Origin of the sequence: Pseudomonas sp. ARP3 (assembly GCF_001029595.1) — a bacterium.
In the GTDB taxonomy this organism is placed as follows: domain Bacteria; phylum Pseudomonadota; class Gammaproteobacteria; order Pseudomonadales; family Pseudomonadaceae; genus Aquipseudomonas; species Aquipseudomonas rhodesiae.
In genome coordinates this window covers 138,325-154,596 of sequence record NZ_LEKF01000002.1, presented here as the reverse complement: position 1 = coordinate 154,596, position 16,272 = coordinate 138,325, and the positions used below count along the sequence as shown (strand labels likewise).

General features: G+C 61.1%; 14 protein-coding genes and 1 pseudogene. 14 read left to right on the top strand and 1 reads right to left on the bottom strand.

Going from position 1 to position 16,272, the window contains the following annotated elements:
* Nucleotides 1-175 precede the first annotated feature (175 nt).
* Nucleotides 176-790 (top strand): trimeric intracellular cation channel family protein, encoded by a 615-nt coding sequence (locus tag ABX75_RS02565; protein ID WP_034095597.1) that lies wholly within the window; start codon nt 176-178, stop codon nt 788-790.
* Here ABX75_RS02565 and queG read toward each other — a convergent pair.
* Nucleotides 769-1,851: a tRNA epoxyqueuosine(34) reductase QueG gene (gene queG / locus ABX75_RS02560; protein WP_040265879.1), complete on the bottom strand. Its 1,083-nt coding sequence runs from the start codon at nt 1,849-1,851 to the stop codon at nt 769-771. The two genes, ABX75_RS02565 and queG, sit on opposite strands and share 22 nt — an antisense overlap.
* A gap of 63 nt (nt 1,852-1,914) precedes the next feature.
* Between queG and ABX75_RS02555 the strand changes: the two genes are divergently transcribed.
* From ABX75_RS02555 to ABX75_RS29875, 13 genes and pseudogenes are all read left to right on the top strand, one after another.
* Nucleotides 1,915-2,775 carry an NAD(P)H-hydrate dehydratase gene (locus ABX75_RS02555; RefSeq protein WP_047881409.1) on the top strand — a complete coding sequence of 287 codons (861 nt, stop codon included), beginning with the start codon at nt 1,915-1,917 and terminating at the stop codon, nt 2,773-2,775.
* On the top strand, nt 2,763-3,233 hold the full coding sequence (tsaE, locus tag ABX75_RS02550) for a tRNA (adenosine(37)-N6)-threonylcarbamoyltransferase complex ATPase subunit type 1 TsaE (protein ID WP_047881408.1): 471 nt from the start codon (nt 2,763-2,765) through the stop codon (nt 3,231-3,233). Before ABX75_RS02555 ends, tsaE begins: the two co-directional genes overlap by 13 nt.
* 15 nt (nt 3,234-3,248) lie before the next feature.
* Entirely contained in the window at nt 3,249-4,670 is a 1,422-nt protein-coding gene (locus ABX75_RS02545; RefSeq protein ID WP_034095601.1) for an N-acetylmuramoyl-L-alanine amidase, read from the top strand.
* Entirely contained in the window at nt 4,670-6,583 is a 1,914-nt protein-coding gene (gene mutL / locus ABX75_RS02540) for a DNA mismatch repair endonuclease MutL (protein ID WP_034095602.1), read from the top strand. The genes ABX75_RS02545 and mutL overlap by 1 nt, the downstream gene beginning before the upstream one ends.
* On the top strand, nt 6,583-7,554 hold the full coding sequence (gene miaA, locus ABX75_RS02535; RefSeq protein WP_047881407.1) for a tRNA (adenosine(37)-N6)-dimethylallyltransferase MiaA: 972 nt from the start codon (nt 6,583-6,585) through the stop codon (nt 7,552-7,554). The genes mutL and miaA overlap by 1 nt, the downstream gene beginning before the upstream one ends.
* Before the next feature lie 92 nt (nt 7,555-7,646).
* Entirely contained in the window at nt 7,647-7,907 is a 261-nt protein-coding gene (gene hfq, locus ABX75_RS02530; protein WP_034095604.1) for an RNA chaperone Hfq, read from the top strand.
* Between the two features lie 12 nt (nt 7,908-7,919).
* Complete coding sequence (gene hflX, locus ABX75_RS02525; RefSeq protein WP_034095605.1) at nt 7,920-9,221, top strand: ribosome rescue GTPase HflX; 1,302 nt, start codon at nt 7,920-7,922, stop codon at nt 9,219-9,221.
* 96 nt (nt 9,222-9,317) lie between these two features.
* Nucleotides 9,318-10,493 (top strand): FtsH protease activity modulator HflK, encoded by a 1,176-nt coding sequence (gene hflK / locus ABX75_RS02520; protein ID WP_034095606.1) that lies wholly within the window; start codon nt 9,318-9,320, stop codon nt 10,491-10,493.
* A complete protein-coding gene (gene hflC, locus ABX75_RS02515) occupies nt 10,493-11,359 on the top strand; it encodes a protease modulator HflC (protein ID WP_034095607.1) in 867 nt (288 codons plus the stop codon). Before hflK ends, hflC begins: the two co-directional genes overlap by 1 nt.
* Nucleotides 11,360-11,651: 292 nt before the next feature.
* Complete coding sequence (locus tag ABX75_RS02510; protein WP_034095608.1) at nt 11,652-12,839, top strand: ATP phosphoribosyltransferase regulatory subunit; 1,188 nt, start codon at nt 11,652-11,654, stop codon at nt 12,837-12,839.
* Between the two features lie 54 nt (nt 12,840-12,893).
* Nucleotides 12,894-14,183 carry an adenylosuccinate synthase gene (locus ABX75_RS02505; RefSeq protein WP_047881406.1) on the top strand — a complete coding sequence of 430 codons (1,290 nt, stop codon included), beginning with the start codon at nt 12,894-12,896 and terminating at the stop codon, nt 14,181-14,183.
* A gap of 140 nt (nt 14,184-14,323) precedes the next feature.
* Nucleotides 14,324-15,352: pseudogene (locus ABX75_RS29880) on the top strand (methyl-accepting chemotaxis protein); the annotation flags it as partial.
* A gap of 21 nt (nt 15,353-15,373) precedes the next feature.
* On the top strand, nt 15,374-16,258 hold the full coding sequence (locus ABX75_RS29875; RefSeq protein WP_371263975.1) for a methyl-accepting chemotaxis protein: 885 nt from the start codon (nt 15,374-15,376) through the stop codon (nt 16,256-16,258).
* Nucleotides 16,259-16,272 lie beyond the last annotated feature (14 nt).

Here is a 16,272-nt window from a genome sequence, read left to right as displayed (position 1 = left end):
AACGGTTTCTTACCGTGTCCGGGCTTCCTGTGGTGAGCGGGCTTGCCCCGCGCTGGGCTGCGTAGCGGCCCCACTGCTGTTGCCGCATTTTTCCCTATAGATATCGTCGCCAAGTATTTGGGGCTGCTGCGCAGCCCGGCGCGGGGCAAGCCCGCTCACTACAAGGATCGCCACCATGCTGCTGATGCTCTACCTCATTGCCATCACCGCCGAAGCCATGACCGGCGCCTTGTCCGCCGGTCGACGCGGCATGGACTGGTTTGGCGTGGTGTTGATTGCCTGCGTGACGGCGCTGGGGGGCGGTTCGGTGCGGGATGTGTTGCTTGGGCACTACCCGCTGACGTGGGTCAAGCACCCTGAGTACCTGGTGCTGACCTCGGTGGCCGCGCTGGTGACGATCTTTATCGCGCCGCTGATGCGACGCCTGCGCTCGGTATTCCTGGCCCTGGACGCCGTGGGCCTGGTGGCGTTCACCTTGATTGGCTGCATGACAGCCCTGGAAATGGGGCACGGCATGCTGGTGGCGTCGGTCAGCGGTGTGATCACCGGGGTATTCGGTGGCATTCTGCGGGATATCTTCTGCAACGATATCCCGCTGGTTTTCCGCCGCGAGTTGTACGCCAGCGTGTCGTTCCTCGCCGCTTGGTTCTATCTGTTGTGCCTGCATCTGGAGCTGCCCGGCGAGCAAGCCATCCTGCTGACGTTGTTCAGTGGCTTTCTATTGCGTCTACTGGCGATCCGCTTTCACTGGGAAATGCCCAAGTTCGTCTACAACGATGATGTGCACTGACGCTCGGCATGCTGCTTGAGCGCCCATTCCACATGCTCGCGCACCAGCTCCGACGGGTACTCGCGCCGCGCTTTCAGGGCCTCCAGTACCGGAATGCTTGATGGCGCATTGCCCAGTCCTACCGCCAGGTTGCGCAGCCAGCGCTCATAACCGGCGCGGCGCAGGGGTGAGCCTTCGGTGCTGCTGAGGAATTTGTCCTCGTCCCACATAAACAGTTCGGCCAGCTCTGCGTTATCCAGGTTATGCCGTGGCTGGAAATCGCCTTCGCCAGTGGGGCGAGCGAAACGATTCCACGGACAAACGATCTGACAGTCATCGCAGCCGAAGACGCGATTACCGATCAGCGGGCGCAGGTCTTCCGGGATAGCCGTTTTCAGCTCGATGGTGAGGTACGAGATACAGCGCCGGGCGTCCAGCACGTAAGGGCCGACGAAGGCATTGGTGGGGCAGATATCCAGGCAGGCGGTGCAGCGTCCGCAGTGCTCGGTGCTATGGGGCGGGTCGACTGGCAAGGGCAAGTCGACGAACAATTCGCTGAGGAAGAAATAACTGCCGGCCTTGCGGTTGAGTACCAGGGTGTTCTTGCCGATCCAGCCCAGGCCGGCTTGCTCGGCGATGGCTTTTTCGAGCACTGGCGCGCTGTCGACGAATGCGCGAAAGCCAAAGGGGCCGATCTGGGACTGGATGCGATCGGCCAGTTGCTGCACGCGTTTGCGGATCAGCTTGTGGTAATCACGACCCAGGGCATAGCGCGAGATGTAGGCTTTTTCCGGCTGGGCCAGTAGATGCGCCATCTGGGTATCGCCCGGCAGGTAGTCCATGCGCAGCGACACCACGCGCAGGGTGCCGGGTACCAGTTCTTCGGGGTGGGAGCGTTTGCTGCCATGGGCGCCCATGTAATCCATCTCGCCGTGGTAGCCCGCGTCGAGCCAGCGTTGCAGGTGCTGCTCATGCTCGGCCAAGTCCAGGCCGCTAATGCCGACTTGCTGAAAACCCAGCTCGCGGCCCCAGTCTTTGATCGATTGGGCGAGGGCGGGCAGATCGGAGGTAATAGCGGGCATGAGACACGGGAAACCACAGGTTAGATGCGTATAATTCTGCCAGACATCGGAGCTTGAAGACGCATGCCGCAGACAAAACACGAAATAACCGACGTTCAGCCACTGTTGCCCGGCCATTTGCCGACACTGGCTGCGCGTTCCCCTGACGCCCATAAAGGCCAGTTCGGCCACCTGCTGGTGATCGGCGGCGACCTTGGTTTTGGCGGCGCCGCGCTACTGAGCGCTGAAAGTGCCTTGCGCAGTGGTGCGGGCATGGTGTCTCTGGCCACGCGCCTTGAGCACGTGCCCGCGGCGCTGGCCCGTTTGCCGGAAGTCATGACCCTTGGCGTCAGTTCCGCCAACCAATTGATGGGCTTGTTGGAAAAGATTTCGGTGATCGTCATTGGGCCTGGCCTGGGTGCTGCCAGTTGGGGCAAAAGTCTGTTGTCTGTCGCGGCCAATGCCCGCCAGCCGCAGGTGTGGGACGCCGACGCGTTGAATCAACTGGCCGACGGCGGTGTAAGCCTGCCGGCCAACTGCGTTATCACCCCGCACCCGGGCGAAGCGGCGCGACTGTTGGGGATCTCGACAGCCGACGTTCAGGCCGACCGTCTTAAGGTGGCGCGCGCGTTGAGCCTGAAATTCAATGCCGTCGCCATTCTTAAGGGCGCAGGCAGTCTGATTGCCTGCCCGGATGGGCGCGTTTCCCGCTGCGATCAAGGCCATCCGGCCATGGCCACTGCAGGGCTGGGCGATGTATTGGCCGGTCTGGTCGGGGCCTTGCTGGCTCAGGGCATGCCCGCGTACGAGGCCAGTTGCCTGGCCGTTTGGCTGCACGCCACGGCTGGGGAACGACAGGGCACCTTGGGTCGCGGGCTCGCCGCCAGTGACCTGATCCCCACCATTCGTCAATTGCTGGAGGAACAGTCACCGTGCCTGAAGTAATTCTTTTTCTGGCCGATGAAGACGCCATGGTTGCGTTGGGCCATCGCCTTGCGCAACTGACGGCCGGCAACGGTCTGATTTTCCTGGAGGGTGACCTGGGGGCCGGCAAGACCACGCTGTCCCGTGGGATAATTCGCGGGTTGGGTCATCAGGGGGCGGTAAAAAGCCCGACGTTCACACTGGTGGAGCCCTACGAGATTGGCGCGGTGCGTGCCTTTCACTTCGATCTTTATCGCCTGGTGGACCCTGAAGAATTGGAGTTCATGGGTATCCGTGATTACTTCGATGAAGATGCTTTATGCCTGATCGAATGGCCAGACAAAGGTGCAGGCTTTTTGCCAAAGCCGGACCTGACCATTACCATTACGCCGCATGAGCATGGACGTCAGCTGAAGTTGTTGCCCCAGAGCGCGCGCGCCGAGTCGTGGTGTGCCGCTTTGGCTTTGGAATTCAAATAATTGGTGGGGTTAGGTATGCGCTTTCGCGCGTTGGTTGCTGTCGTAGGGGTGTTGCTTGCGGCAATGACTGTCAATGCTCTGGCTGCTTCACAGGTAAAGAGTGTGCGCCTGTGGCGAGCGCCGGATAACACGCGACTGGTGTTCGACCTGTCTGGGCCGGTCCAGCACAGCGTCTTTACCCTGACGGCGCCTGATCGCCTGGTGATCGACATCAATGGTGCGACCCTGGCCGCGCCGCTGAAAGTCTCCACCGCCAATACCCCGATTACCGCCATGCGCTCGGCACAGCGTACGCCGACCGATCTGCGCGTGGTTATCGACCTGAAAAAAGTCGTGACGCCCAAGAGTTTCTCCCTGGCGCCGAATGCTCAGTACGGCAACCGACTGGTGGTCGACCTGTTTGACAACGCTGCCGACGCTGCGCCGCCGCCCGCGCCAACCCCGAGCGTGGCAACTGTACCGGCGGTGCCGGTCAACCCTTCGCAGCCTCAGGTCAAGCTGCCACCGCCGCCGCCAGCCCCGGCCGGCAAGCGCGACATCATCGTGGTCATCGACGCTGGTCACGGTGGTGAAGACCCGGGCGCATCCGGCTCGCGTGGTCAGCATGAAAAAGACGTGGTACTGGCCATCGCCCGCGAGTTGCAGCGCCAGGTCAATGGCATGAAAGGCTACCGTGCGGAACTGACCCGCACCGGCGACTATTTCATCCCGTTGCGCGGCCGTACCGAAATTGCGCGTAAGAAAGGCGCCGACCTGTTCGTGTCGATCCACGCCGACGCCGCGCCGTCGACGGCCGCCTTCGGTGCTTCGGTGTTCGCGTTGTCGGACCGTGGTGCCACGTCCGAGACCGCGCGCTGGCTGGCCGACAGTGAAAACCGGTCCGACCTGATCGGCGGAGCTGGCAACGTGTCCCTGGACGACAAGGACAAAATGCTCGCTGGCGTACTATTGGACCTGTCGATGACGGCCTCCCTGACGTCCAGCCTGAACGTCGGCCAGAAAGTCTTGAGCAACATCGGGCGCGTCACGTCGTTGCACAAACAGCGTGTAGAACAGGCGGGGTTCATGGTGTTGAAGTCGCCGGATATCCCGTCGATCCTGGTGGAGACTGGCTTTATCTCCAACGCCAACGAAGCGTCCAAACTGGCCAGCGCCAGTCACCAGCAGGCGTTGGCGCGTTCCATCAGCGCTGGCGTGCGCCAGTTCTTCCAGCAGAACCCGCCTCCTGGCACTTACATCGCCTGGCTGCGGGACTCCGGCAAGATCGCCCAAGGCCCGCGTGACCATCGCGTACAGCCTGGCGATACCCTGGCCATGCTGGCGGTGCGTTTCCAGGTATCGCCCGCGACCTTGCGCAATGCGAACAACCTGAAAACCGATGAGTTGAAAGTCGGCCAGGTGTTGACCATCCCTGGCACAGAATTGGCGGCACAGTAATGAGCGAATCAATCCTCACCAGCGGGTCGCGCATTGAATTGCTCAGCCCGCGCCTGGCCAACCAGATCGCAGCGGGCGAAGTGGTGGAACGGCCGGCGTCGGTGATCAAGGAGTTGCTGGAAAACAGCATCGACTCCGGTGCCAAGCGCATCGATGTGGATGTCGAGCAGGGCGGTGTGAAACTCCTGCGCGTACGTGACGACGGCAGCGGTATTTCCTCCGACGACCTGCCGCTGGCCCTGGCCCGTCACGCCACCAGTAAAATTCGCGACCTGGAAGACCTTGAACGGGTGATGAGCCTGGGCTTTCGCGGTGAGGCCCTGGCGTCCATCAGCTCCGTAGCGCGCCTGACGTTGACCTCGCGCACCCGCAGCGCCGAACAGGCCTGGCAAGTGGAAACCGAAGGGCGCGACATGGCGCCCCGAGTCCAGCCGGCGGCGCATCCGGTGGGCACCTCGGTGGAAGTGCGCGATTTGTTCTTCAACACCCCGGCGCGGCGCAAATTCCTCAAAGCCGAAAAAACCGAATTCGATCACCTGCAGGAAGTCATCAAGCGCCTGGCCCTGGCGCGTTTCGATGTGGCGTTTCACCTGCGCCACAACGGCAAGACCATTCTCAGCCTGCACGAAGCCAATGATGACGCCGCCCGTGCGCGTCGAGTCGCGGCGGTGTGCGGCGCGGGCTTCCTGGAGCAGGCGCTGCCGATCGAAATCGAGCGCAACGGCTTGCGTCTGTGGGGCTGGGTGGGCTTGCCAACTTTCTCCCGCAGCCAGGCGGATTTGCAGTATTTCTTTGTGAATGGCCGCGCGGTGCGCGACAAATTGGTGGCCCACGCGGTGCGCCAGGCCTATCGCGACGTGCTGTTTAATGGGCGGCATCCGACGTTTGTGCTGTTTTTCGAGGTCGACCCGTCGGTGGTGGACGTCAACGTGCACCCGACCAAACACGAAGTGCGTTTCCGCGATGGGCGCATGGTGCACGACTTCCTCTATGGCACGTTGCACCGCGCGCTGGGCGATGTGCGCCCGGATGACCAGCTGGCGGCGCCAATCGTAACGGCGGTGGTGCGGCCAAGTGGGCCTGAGGCCGGTGAATTCGGCCCCCAGGGCGAAATGAGCCTGGCAGGCAACCTGCTGCAATCGCCGCAACCGCAGCCGGCTTACACAGCACCGAACGCTGGCTCGGGGGCAGGTTATCAATATCAATACACACCGCGTCCGCAGTCAGCGGTGCCGGTGGCCGAGGCTCAGGCCGCCTATCGCGAATTCTTTGCGCCGCTGCCGGGCGCGCAGCCGAGTGCGGCTGCCTTGCCCGAAGGCGGCGGTGATATTCCGCCGCTGGGTTATGCGTTGGCGCAGCTCAAAGGTATCTACATCCTGGCGGAAAACGCCCATGGCCTGGTGCTGGTCGATATGCACGCCGCCCATGAGCGAATCATGTATGAGCGGCTGAAGGTCGCCATGGCCAGCGAAGGTCTCAGCGGCCAGCCGTTGCTGGTGCCCGAATCCCTGGCGGTCAGCCAGCGTGAGGCCGATTGCGCCGAAGAGCATCACGAGGTTTTCCAGAAACTGGGCTTTGAGCTGCAGCGCCTGGGGCCGGAAACGCTGGCGATCCGGCAGATCCCGGCGCTGCTCAAGCAGGCCGAGGCCAACCGGCTGGTCGCCGATGTGTTGGCGGACCTGATGGAGTACGGCACCAGCGACCGTATCCAGGCCCACATCAACGAATTGCTGGGTACCATGGCCTGCCATGGTGCCATCCGCGCCAACCGCCGCCTGGCGTTGCCGGAAATGAACGGGCTACTGCGCGACATGGAAAACACCGAGCGCAGCGGGCAGTGCAACCATGGCCGACCGACCTGGACCCAGATGGGCCTGGACGATCTGGACAAACTGTTCCTGCGCGGTCGTTGATGAGTGCCTTGCCCCCCGCAATCTTCCTGATGGGCCCCACGGCCGCCGGTAAGACCGATCTCGCTATCGAGCTGACCAAGGTGCTGCCATGCGAGTTGATCAGCGTCGACTCTGCCCTGGTTTACCGGGACATGGACATCGGCACGGCCAAGCCCTCCAAGGCGTTGCTCGCGCAGCATCCGCACCGGCTGATCGACATCATTGACCCCGCCGAGAGTTATTCGGCGGCGGATTTTCGCACCGATGCCCTGGCCGCCATGGCTGAGAGCACCGCACGGGGCAATATTCCCCTGCTGGTGGGCGGCACGATGCTCTATTACAAGGCTTTGCAGGAAGGTCTGGCGGATATGCCGCCAGCGGACGCCCAGGTGCGCGCCGAGCTTGAAGACGAAGCTGCACGCCTTGGCTGGCAAGCCCTGCATGATCAGTTGGCAGCGGTAGATCCGGTGTCGGCGGCGCGCATTCATCCTAATGACCCGCAGCGCCTCACGCGGGCACTGGAAGTCTGGCGTGTCAGCGGGCTGACCATGACCGAGCATCGGCAGCGACAATCTGCGCAAAGTGCTGATGCAGGCGCATCTGGGCAGTCACAATTGCCCTATACTGTGGCCAATCTGGCTATCGCTCCGGCAAATCGCCAGGTGCTGCATGAACGAATTGCACAAAGATTCACAATTATGTTGGAACAGGGGTTTGTGGAGGAGGTCGTAGCACTGCGTTCCAGAGGTGACCTGCATCCAGGGTTGCCTTCGATACGTGCTGTAGGCTATCGCCAAGTCTGGGATCATCTGGATGGCAAGCTGACGTCAGCCGAAATGCAGGAGCGCGGCATCATCGCCACGCGCCAATTGGCGAAACGCCAGTTCACCTGGTTGCGCAGTTGGAGCGATTTGCACTGGCTGGACAGCCTGGACAGCGACAATCTGTCACGCGCCTTGAAATACTTGGGAACGGTCTCCATATTGAGCTGAGTCCTTGCAATTGCCGTCTATCCTTGGGGGTGTGACGGTTAAAGCTTTCTATTTTCTGATTTTTATTATTGATCCTTAAAGGAGTGCGGCACATGTCAAAAGGGCATTCGCTACAAGACCCTTACTTGAATACCTTACGTAAAGAGAAAGTGGGGGTTTCCATTTATCTGGTCAACGGTATCAAGTTGCAAGGTACGATTGAGTCGTTCGACCAGTTCGTGATCCTGTTGAAAAACACCGTCAGCCAGATGGTTTACAAGCACGCTATCTCGACAGTCGTCCCTGTTCGCCCAATCCGCCTGCCTAGCGCAGCGGGTGACGAGCAAGCTGACGCTGAGCCAGGTAACGCCTGATAGGAGTCTCCTTTGTTCTTTGAGCGCCACGGTGGTGGTGAGCGAGTAATCCTCGTTCACTTGGATGGACAGGACCCTGAGGCGCGCGAAGATCCGCAGGAGTTTCAGGAGCTGGCAAATTCGGCCGGCGCCGAGACCGTTGCGTTTTTTAACGTGCCGCGTCATCGGCCAACCGCCAAATACCTGATCGGCAGCGGCAAGGTCGAGGAATTGCGCGACCTGGTCCACGCCGAAGAAGCCGATCTGGTGATCTTCAATCACACCCTCACGCCCAGTCAGGAACGCAACCTCGAACGTGTTTTCGAGTGTCGCGTGATTGATCGCACCGGTCTGATTCTCGATATCTTCGCCCAACGCGCCCGTACCCATGAAGGTAAGCTCCAGGTCGAATTGGCCCAGCTTGACCACATGAGTACGCGTCTGGTGCGCGGCTGGACTCACCTTGAGCGACAGGGTGGCGGTATCGGCATGCGTGGGCCGGGTGAAACCCAACTCGAAACCGACCGCCGCCTGCTGCGGGTTCGCCTGCGTCAGATCAAGGGGCGGCTGGAGAAAGTCCGCAGCCAGCGCGAGCAGTCGCGCCGTGGGCGTTCGCGTGCGGATATTCCCACCGTGTCTCTGGTGGGCTACACCAACGCCGGCAAGTCCACGCTATTCAACAACGTGACCAAGTCCGACGTGTATGCGGCCGACCAGCTGTTCGCCACCCTCGACCCTACTTTACGTCGTCTGGATCTGGCCGACCTGGGGCCGATCGTGTTGGCCGATACCGTGGGTTTTATTCGTCACTTGCCGCACAAGCTGGTCGAGGCATTTAGGTCTACGCTCGAAGAGTCGAGCAATTCCGACTTGCTGCTGCATGTAATCGATGCGGCCGAGCCGGACCGCATGTTGCAGATCGAGCAGGTGATGCTGGTGCTGGGCGAGATTGGTGCCCAGGACTTGCCGATCCTCGAGGTCTATAACAAACTCGATTTGCTTGAAGGCGTGGAGCCGCAAATCCAGCGCGATGAGAACGGCAAGCCCCAGCGGGTCTGGCTGTCGGCGCGCGATGGCAGTGGCCTGGAGCTGCTTGAACAAGCGATTGCCGAGTTGCTCGGCAGTGATTTGTTTGTCGGCACCTTGCGCTTGCCCCAGCGTTTTGCTCGACTGCGTGCACAGTTTTTCGAGCTGGGCGCGGTACAGAAAGAAGAACACGACGAAGAAGGTGTCAGCTTGCTGGCTGTTCGATTGCCGCGCTCGGAGCTGAATCGGCTGGTCAGCCGTGAAGGTGTGGTGCCGACAGAGTTCATCGAACAACACACTTTGCAATAAAAGCCTCCGAAAGCGGTTGTGCCGCAGTAGCAGGCATTCTGTAGCATTGGTCGGCGCGCCGTGGGTGCGTCTTTGCTTTATCAGATGGAGAGCGCTATGGCTTGGAATGAGCCGGGTGGCAACTCGAATAATCAGGATCCTTGGGGTGGTAAGCGCCGCAATAATGGCGACCGCAAGGGGCCACCAGATCTCGACGAGGCCTTCCGAAAGCTGCAGGAAAGCCTGAATGGGTTGTTCGGTGGTGGAAAAAAACGTGGTGGTGACGACGGCGGTCGCACGGGCAAGGGCGGTGGCTATGGCCTGCTCGGCTTGGGCCTTGTGGTGCTGGCGGCTGTCTGGCTGTACAGCGCGGTCTACGTGGTGGACGAGCAGGAGCAGGCCGTGGTGCTGCGCTTCGGCAAGTACTACGAGACTGTTGGTCCGGGCCTGAATATCTATTTCCCGCCGATCGACAAGAAGTACATGGAGAACGTCACGCGTGAGCGTGCCTACACCAAGCAGGGCCAGATGCTGACCGAAGACGAGAATATCGTCGAAGTGCCGCTGACCGTGCAGTACAAGATCAGCAACCTGCAGGACTTCGTGCTGAACGTTGATCAGCCGGAAATCAGCCTGCAACACGCAACCGAAAGTGCACTGCGCCATGTGGTGGGCTCCACCGCCATGGATCAGGTGCTCACCGAAGGTCGTGAGCTGATGGCCAGCGAGATCAAGGAGCGCCTGCAACGGTTCCTCGATACCTACCGCACCGGTATCACCGTCACCCAGGTGAACGTACAGAGCGCAGCGGCACCGCGTGAAGTACAGGAAGCCTTCGACGACGTGATCCGTGCCCGTGAGGACGAACAGCGTTCGCGCAACCAGGCTGAAACCTACGCAAACGGCGTCGTGCCGGAAGCCCGTGGTCAAGCTCAACGCATCATCGAAGATGCCAACGGTTATCGCGACGAAGTGGTGTCTCGCGCCAAGGGTGAGGCTGATCGCTTTACCAAGCTGGTGGCCGAGTACCGCAAGGCGCCCGAGGTTACCCGCGAGCGTCTGTACCTGGACACCATGCAGGAAGTTTTCAGCAATACCAGCAAGGTTCTCGTGACCGGCAGCAAGGGTGGGCAGAACAATCTGCTGTACCTGCCGCTGGACAAGATGATCGAAGGTGGTCGTAACAGCACCAGCGCGCCGTCTACCGGTTCCACTGCCGCTGCCAATGAAGCGAGCGCCCGTGCGGCTGCTGACTTGCTGCAACAGCAAACACGTACCAGGGAGAGTCGTTGATGAGCAATAAATCGCTGACCGCCCTGATTGTGGGCGTCGTCGTGGTCATCGCTGCCTGGAACTGCTTCTACATCGTGGCTCAGACCGAGCGTGCGGTGCTGCTGCAATTCGGTCGCGTGGTCCAGGCGGATGTCCAGCCGGGGTTGCATGTGAAAGTCCCCTACGTCAACCAGGTGCGCAAGTTCGATGCACGCCTGATGACTCTGGATGCACCGACACAGCGCTTCCTGACCCTGGAAAAGAAAGCCGTGATGGTTGACGCCTACGCCAAGTGGCGCGTCAAGGACGCCGAGCGCTTCTACACCGCAACTTCCGGTCTCAAGCAGATTGCCGACGAACGTTTGTCGCGTCGTCTGGAATCGGGCCTGCGTGACCAGTTTGGTAAGCGCACCTTGCACGAGGTGGTGTCCGGTGAACGTGATGCGCTGATGGCGGATATCACGGCCTCGCTGAACAAGATGGCGGAAAAAGAACTGGGCATCGAAGTGATCGATGTTCGGGTCAAGGCCATCGACCTGCCGAAGGAAGTAAACCGCAGCGTGTTCGAGCGTATGAGCACCGAGCGTGAGCGTGAAGCGCGTGAGCATCGCGCCAAGGGTAACGAGTTGGCCGAGGGTATCCGCGCGGATGCCGATCGTCAGCGTCGTGTACTGCTGGCCGAAGCCTATCGCGAGTCTGAAGAGGCCCGTGGTGATGGCGACGCTCAAGCTGCGGCGATCTACGCCAAGGCCTACGGTCAGGACCAGGAGTTCTACGCGTTCTATCGCAGCCTGCGTGCCTACCGTGAAAGCTTCGCGAACAAAACCGACGTCATGGTGCTGGACCCAAGCAGCGATTTCTTTCGCTACCTGGAAAAAGCCAAGTAAGCGCCTGTGACTGCGTAGGGCACACTCCGTCGGGCGGGTAAAACGCCTGGCGGGGTGATCCTTTCAGAAAACGGGTGTATGATGCGGCAGCCGGGAAATTCCCGGCTTTTTTGCGTCTGCATGTTTGATTCGGCAGGCGTGACAGGTTTTTCGAGGAAAGTGCCCGACGAGGCCGCTGGCAGGCCGTTCGTCACGTCGCTCTTGCGCGTGGTTTATGCAGGCGGCGGGCATTTTCTGCTTCACTCAAGGCTCGGCCGAGGGCTGGCCGCCCGGATCAAAGGGGAATGGCGTAATGGCAACGGTAGACCGCTGGCTGCTGCCAGATGGCATCGAAGAAGTACTGCCACCGGAAGCTGCGCGCATTGAAGTAGCGCGTCGCCAGGTGTTGGATCTGTTCCAGAGCTGGGGTTATGACTTTGTCGTAACCCCTCATATCGAGTACCTCGAATCCCTGCTGACCGGCGCAGGCCAGGATCTGGATCTGCGCACCTTCAAGGTTATCGATCCGCAGTCGGGTCGGCAGATGGGATTCCGTGCCGACATCACGCCGCAGGTGGCGCGCATCGACGCACACACCCTGCGTCGCGAAGGCCCGAACCGTCTGTGCTACGCCGGCAGCGTACTGCATGCGAAGCCCCGCGCCTTGTCGTCTTCCCGTAGCCCGATCCAGCTGGGCGCCGAGCTGTACGGCGACGCCAGCCCGAGCAGCGACGTGGAAGTCATCAGTTTGATGCTGGCCATGCTGCAACTGGCTGACGTCCCGGATGTGCACATGGACCTGGGCCACGTCGGTATCTACCGCGGCTTGGCCCGTGCGGCCGGTTTGTCTGGTGAAGTGGAGCAACAGTTGTTCGATGCCTTGCAGCGCAAGGCCATCGATGAAGTCATCGCGCTGACTGAAGGTGTGCCCGCCGATCTGGCCCGCATGCTACGCGCGCTGGTGAACTTGTGTGGCGGCCGTGAAGTGCTTATGGCTGCCCGTGAACAACTGGCGAGCGCGCCGGCGGCGGTCTTGGCGGCGTTGGATGATGTGTTGGCCATTGCCGAGCAGTTGTCGGCACGTTTCCCGCAGTTGCCGCTGTATTTCGATTTGGGCGAGCTGCGCGGTTATCACTACCACACGGGTGTGGTGTTCGCGGTGTTTGTTCCGGGCGTTGGCCAGGCCATCGCCCAAGGCGGTCGTTATGACGATATCGGCGCCGACTTCGGTCGCGCGCGTCCGGCCACCGGCTTCTCCACCGATTTAAAAACCCTGGTGACCCTGGGGCGTGCTGAGGTCGAGCTGCCGTCTGGTGGCATCTGGATGCCCGACAGTACGGACGCAGCACTCTGGCAGCAGGTCTGCCAGTTGCGCAGTGAGGGTCAGCGTGTCGTCCAGGCATTGCCTGGGCAGCCATTGGCCGCCGCCCGTGAAGCGGACTGCGACCGGCAATTGATTCTGCAGAACGGGCTTTGGCAAGTATCGCCACTGGCTTCTTGAGTTTTCCTGCCGGCCATCGCCGGCACCAAGTTTGCGCGAATGAGGACAAGTGTTATGGGTAAGAATGTCGTAGTCCTGGGCACCCAATGGGGTGATGAGGGCAAAGGCAAGATCGTTGATCTGCTGACCGAACATGCTGCCGCCGTAGTGCGCTACCAAGGTGGTCACAATGCTGGCCACACCCTGGTCATTGATGGCGAAAAAACCGTTTTGCACCTGATCCCGTCGGGCGTGCTGCGCGAAGGTGTGCAGTGCCTGATCGGTAACGGCGTGGTGGTTGCACCGGACGCCCTGCTGCGGGAAATCACCAAGCTGGAAGAGAAAGGCGTACCGGTGCGCGAGCGCCTGCGTATCAGCCCGTCCTGCCCGCTGATCCTGTCGTTCCACGTCGCGCTGGACCAGGCCCGTGAAAAGGCCCGCGGCGAGCTGAAGATCGGCACCACCGGTCGTGGCATCGGCCCGGCCTACGAAGACAAGGTTGCACGTCGTGGCTTGCGTGTGGGCGACCTGCTCAACATGCCGCGCTTTGAAGACAAGCTGCGTGAACTGGTGGATTACCACAACTTCATGCTGGTCGGTTACTACAAAGAGCCGGCCATCGAGTTCGACAAGACCCTGGCCGAGTGCAAGGAATACGCTGAGCTGCTCAAGCCGTTGATGCTGGACGTGACGGCTGAGTTGCACTACCTGCGTCGCGCCGGCAAGGACATCATGTTCGAAGGTGCCCAAGGTTCGTTGCTGGACATCGACCACGGCACCTACCCGTACGTGACCAGCTCCAACACCACAGCTGGCGGCGTTGCCACCGGTTCGGGCGTGGGCCCAATGTTCCTGGATTACATCCTGGGCATCACCAAGGCGTACACCACGCGCGTCGGTTCGGGTCCATTCCCGACTGAGCTGTTCGACGAAGTAGGCGCGCACCTGGCCAAACAAGGCCATGAGTTCGGTGCGACCACTGGCCGTGCTCGCCGTTGTGGCTGGTTCGACGCCGTTATCCTGCGTCGCGCTATCGATGTGAACAGCATCTCGGGCATCTGCCTGACCAAGCTGGACGTACTCGATGGTCTGGAAACCATCAACATCTGCACCGGCTACAAAGATGCAAACGGTAACGACGTTGCGCCGACTGACGCCGACAGCTACGTAGGCCTGCAGCCTGTGTACGAAGAAGTGCCGGGTTGGACCGAGTCCACCGTGGGCGCCAAGTCCCTGGAAGAGCTGCCCGCCAACGCCCGTGCCTACATCAAACGCGTTGAAGAACTGATCGGCGCACCGATTGACATTATTTCGACGGGCCCTGACCGCAACGAAACCATCGTTCTGCGTCACCCGTTCGCTTAATAAGCTGTTGATCTAAAACGCAAAGGGCTCCTTCGGGAGCCCTTTGTCGTTTCCAGGCAATAAACGGCACGACGCTTGCTGTATTTCCTTCTTTCGCGGTGCTATCAAATTAATGGCACCCGTGGTGGAGGGAATTTCCGATGTCTGCCGTTCTTTCATTGTTACAAAGCCGATTGCTGCGCCCGGTGTTCGTTACCCTGGGTATCGCCCTTTTGGTGCAGGTGCTGGTGGCCGTCGCGCTGACGCGGAGCACCGTCACGGCGTTGGAAGCCGATCTGGGCAACCGCCTAGGCATCGACAGTCAAAAACTGTCGAACGAGCTGGCGCAAGCCGGGAAGGAAGTCACTTCCAGTCTCGACAGCCTGTCCTCCAGTACGCGTCAGCGCTTGACCAGCGGTTTGTCTTCGCGTTTGCAGGCAGAGCAGAAGCAACTGCGCGCAACCCTGGAAAAAGACCTGCAAGACTCCGCCAATGATATGGCGCAGCTGCTGGCTTCGGTGGCGCCGCGGGCCATGTGGGACAGCGATGTGCCGACTTTGTCCGAGTTTGCCCGGCGTGCTCAGCGCAATCCCAACGTGTTGTTCGTGGTCTACGACGACGCGACCGGTGAGCATTTGACACGTTACCTGAACCGCGAAAACCCAATCAACAAAGCGCTGTTGGAAAAAGGCCAAGGCGATCGTGCCTTGGACAAAGTGCTCAATGCGGCCAAGACCGACCCGTCGGTTTACTACGTTGAGGCGTCCATCAGTCCGAATGGCGTGGAGATCGGCAAGGTGCTGATGGGGGTGTCCACCGCTTCGGTGGAAGCCGACCTGCAGGCGTTGGATAAGCGTTTTGCCGCCCTGATCGCCAGCGGCGACCAACTGGTGGGCGACAGCCTCAAGGGCGCGGCGGCTGACAGCGCGGCCGCCATGGGCGCCAAGTTGCAGTCGGCGCAGGCCACTGCCACCCAGATGACGGCTAATACCTCCAGTGCCGTGCAAGAAGCGGCCGGTACGCTGCGCTGGCGCATCGGCATGGGCCTGGCGTTGGTGGGGCTGGGGGTTCTGGTGCTGATTGCGGTGGTGCTCGGGCGCCGCGTGGTCAATCGTCTGAAGTTGCTGATTGCGGCCATGGATGATCTTGCGGCGGGCGAGGGTGACCTCACCAAGCGCGTGCAAATCAGCAGCAAAGACGAGATCGGCGACATGGCCTCGGCGGTTAATCGCTTTGTGGATAAGTTGCAACCGATCGTGCGTGAGGCGGGCGATGTGGCCCAGCGTACCGGGGTTGAGATCGGTGCGATGACCTTGCGTAATGCCGGTGCCGATGCGGCAGCCGGTTTGCAGCGTGATGAAGTGGCCGAAAGCCTGCGTGCCCTCTCGGAAATGGCCGACGAGGCTCAGGCCGAAAGCCAGGCCATGCAGGCGGCTTTGCAGCAGGTGGTGGATATCCGCCAGGCCACGGACCAAAACTCACGCACTTCGGCAGAAGTTGGCAGCTTGATAGAGGCGTTGGCAGGGCAGGTCGAGGCAGGCGCGCAGGTTATCGAGCGTCTGGCGCAACAGAGCGAGCAGATCGAGGTGGTGTTGACGGTGATTCATGGCATTGCCGAGCAGACCAACCTGCTGGCCCTTAACGCGGCCATCGAGGCTGCGCGTGCCGGCGAGACCGGGCGCGGCTTTGCGGTGGTGGCGGATGAGGTGCGCGCCTTGGCGAGCAAGACTCAAAGCTCCACTGGGGATATCCAGGCGCATATCGTGGCCTTGCAGCAAGGTGCCCGGGAGGCGGTGGAAACCATCGGCAAGGCCGGTCGCCAAGCCAATGAGGGTTTGCTGGTGCTGCGCGATAGCGTGCGCTTGCAGCAGACGGTGCAGGCGTCGGTGGAGCAGGTGCACGCCGCGATTGGCCTGGCCACTCGTGCCGCTGAACATCAGGCTAAAGGCGCCCAAGCCGTGCGTGGACGGGTCGAGGTGATCCATGCCCAAGCCGAGCGTGCCGCTCAGGCAGTGGTGGAAACCACCGCCAGCGGCAAGGTGTTGGATGGGTTGGCTGCACAGTTGAAGGCGAGTCTGGGGCAGTTCCGGGCTTAGCGTTGCCTGCCCTA

What these genes read in the sequence shown, in the direction of transcription:
- ABX75_RS02505 (WP_047881406.1), top strand. Translation starts at nt 12,894, where the DNA reads ATGGGTAAGAATGTCGTAGTCCTGGGCACCCAATGGGGTGATGAGGGC.
- queG (WP_040265879.1), bottom strand. Translation starts at nt 1,851, where the DNA reads ATGCCCGCTATTACCTCCGATCTGCCCGCCCTCGCCCAATCGATCAAA.
- hflK (WP_034095606.1), top strand. Translation starts at nt 9,318, where the DNA reads ATGGCTTGGAATGAGCCGGGTGGCAACTCGAATAATCAGGATCCTTGG.
- ABX75_RS29875 (WP_371263975.1), top strand. Translation starts at nt 15,374, where the DNA reads ATGGCCTCGGCGGTTAATCGCTTTGTGGATAAGTTGCAACCGATCGTG.
- mutL (WP_034095602.1), top strand. Translation starts at nt 4,670, where the DNA reads ATGAGCGAATCAATCCTCACCAGCGGGTCGCGCATTGAATTGCTCAGC.
- ABX75_RS02565 (WP_034095597.1), top strand. Translation starts at nt 176, where the DNA reads ATGCTGCTGATGCTCTACCTCATTGCCATCACCGCCGAAGCCATGACC.
- ABX75_RS02545 (WP_034095601.1), top strand. Translation starts at nt 3,249, where the DNA reads ATGCGCTTTCGCGCGTTGGTTGCTGTCGTAGGGGTGTTGCTTGCGGCA.
- ABX75_RS02510 (WP_034095608.1), top strand. Translation starts at nt 11,652, where the DNA reads ATGGCAACGGTAGACCGCTGGCTGCTGCCAGATGGCATCGAAGAAGTA.
- ABX75_RS02555 (WP_047881409.1), top strand. Translation starts at nt 1,915, where the DNA reads ATGCCGCAGACAAAACACGAAATAACCGACGTTCAGCCACTGTTGCCC.
- hflC (WP_034095607.1), top strand. Translation starts at nt 10,493, where the DNA reads ATGAGCAATAAATCGCTGACCGCCCTGATTGTGGGCGTCGTCGTGGTC.
- miaA (WP_047881407.1), top strand. Translation starts at nt 6,583, where the DNA reads ATGAGTGCCTTGCCCCCCGCAATCTTCCTGATGGGCCCCACGGCCGCC.
- hfq (WP_034095604.1), top strand. Translation starts at nt 7,647, where the DNA reads ATGTCAAAAGGGCATTCGCTACAAGACCCTTACTTGAATACCTTACGT.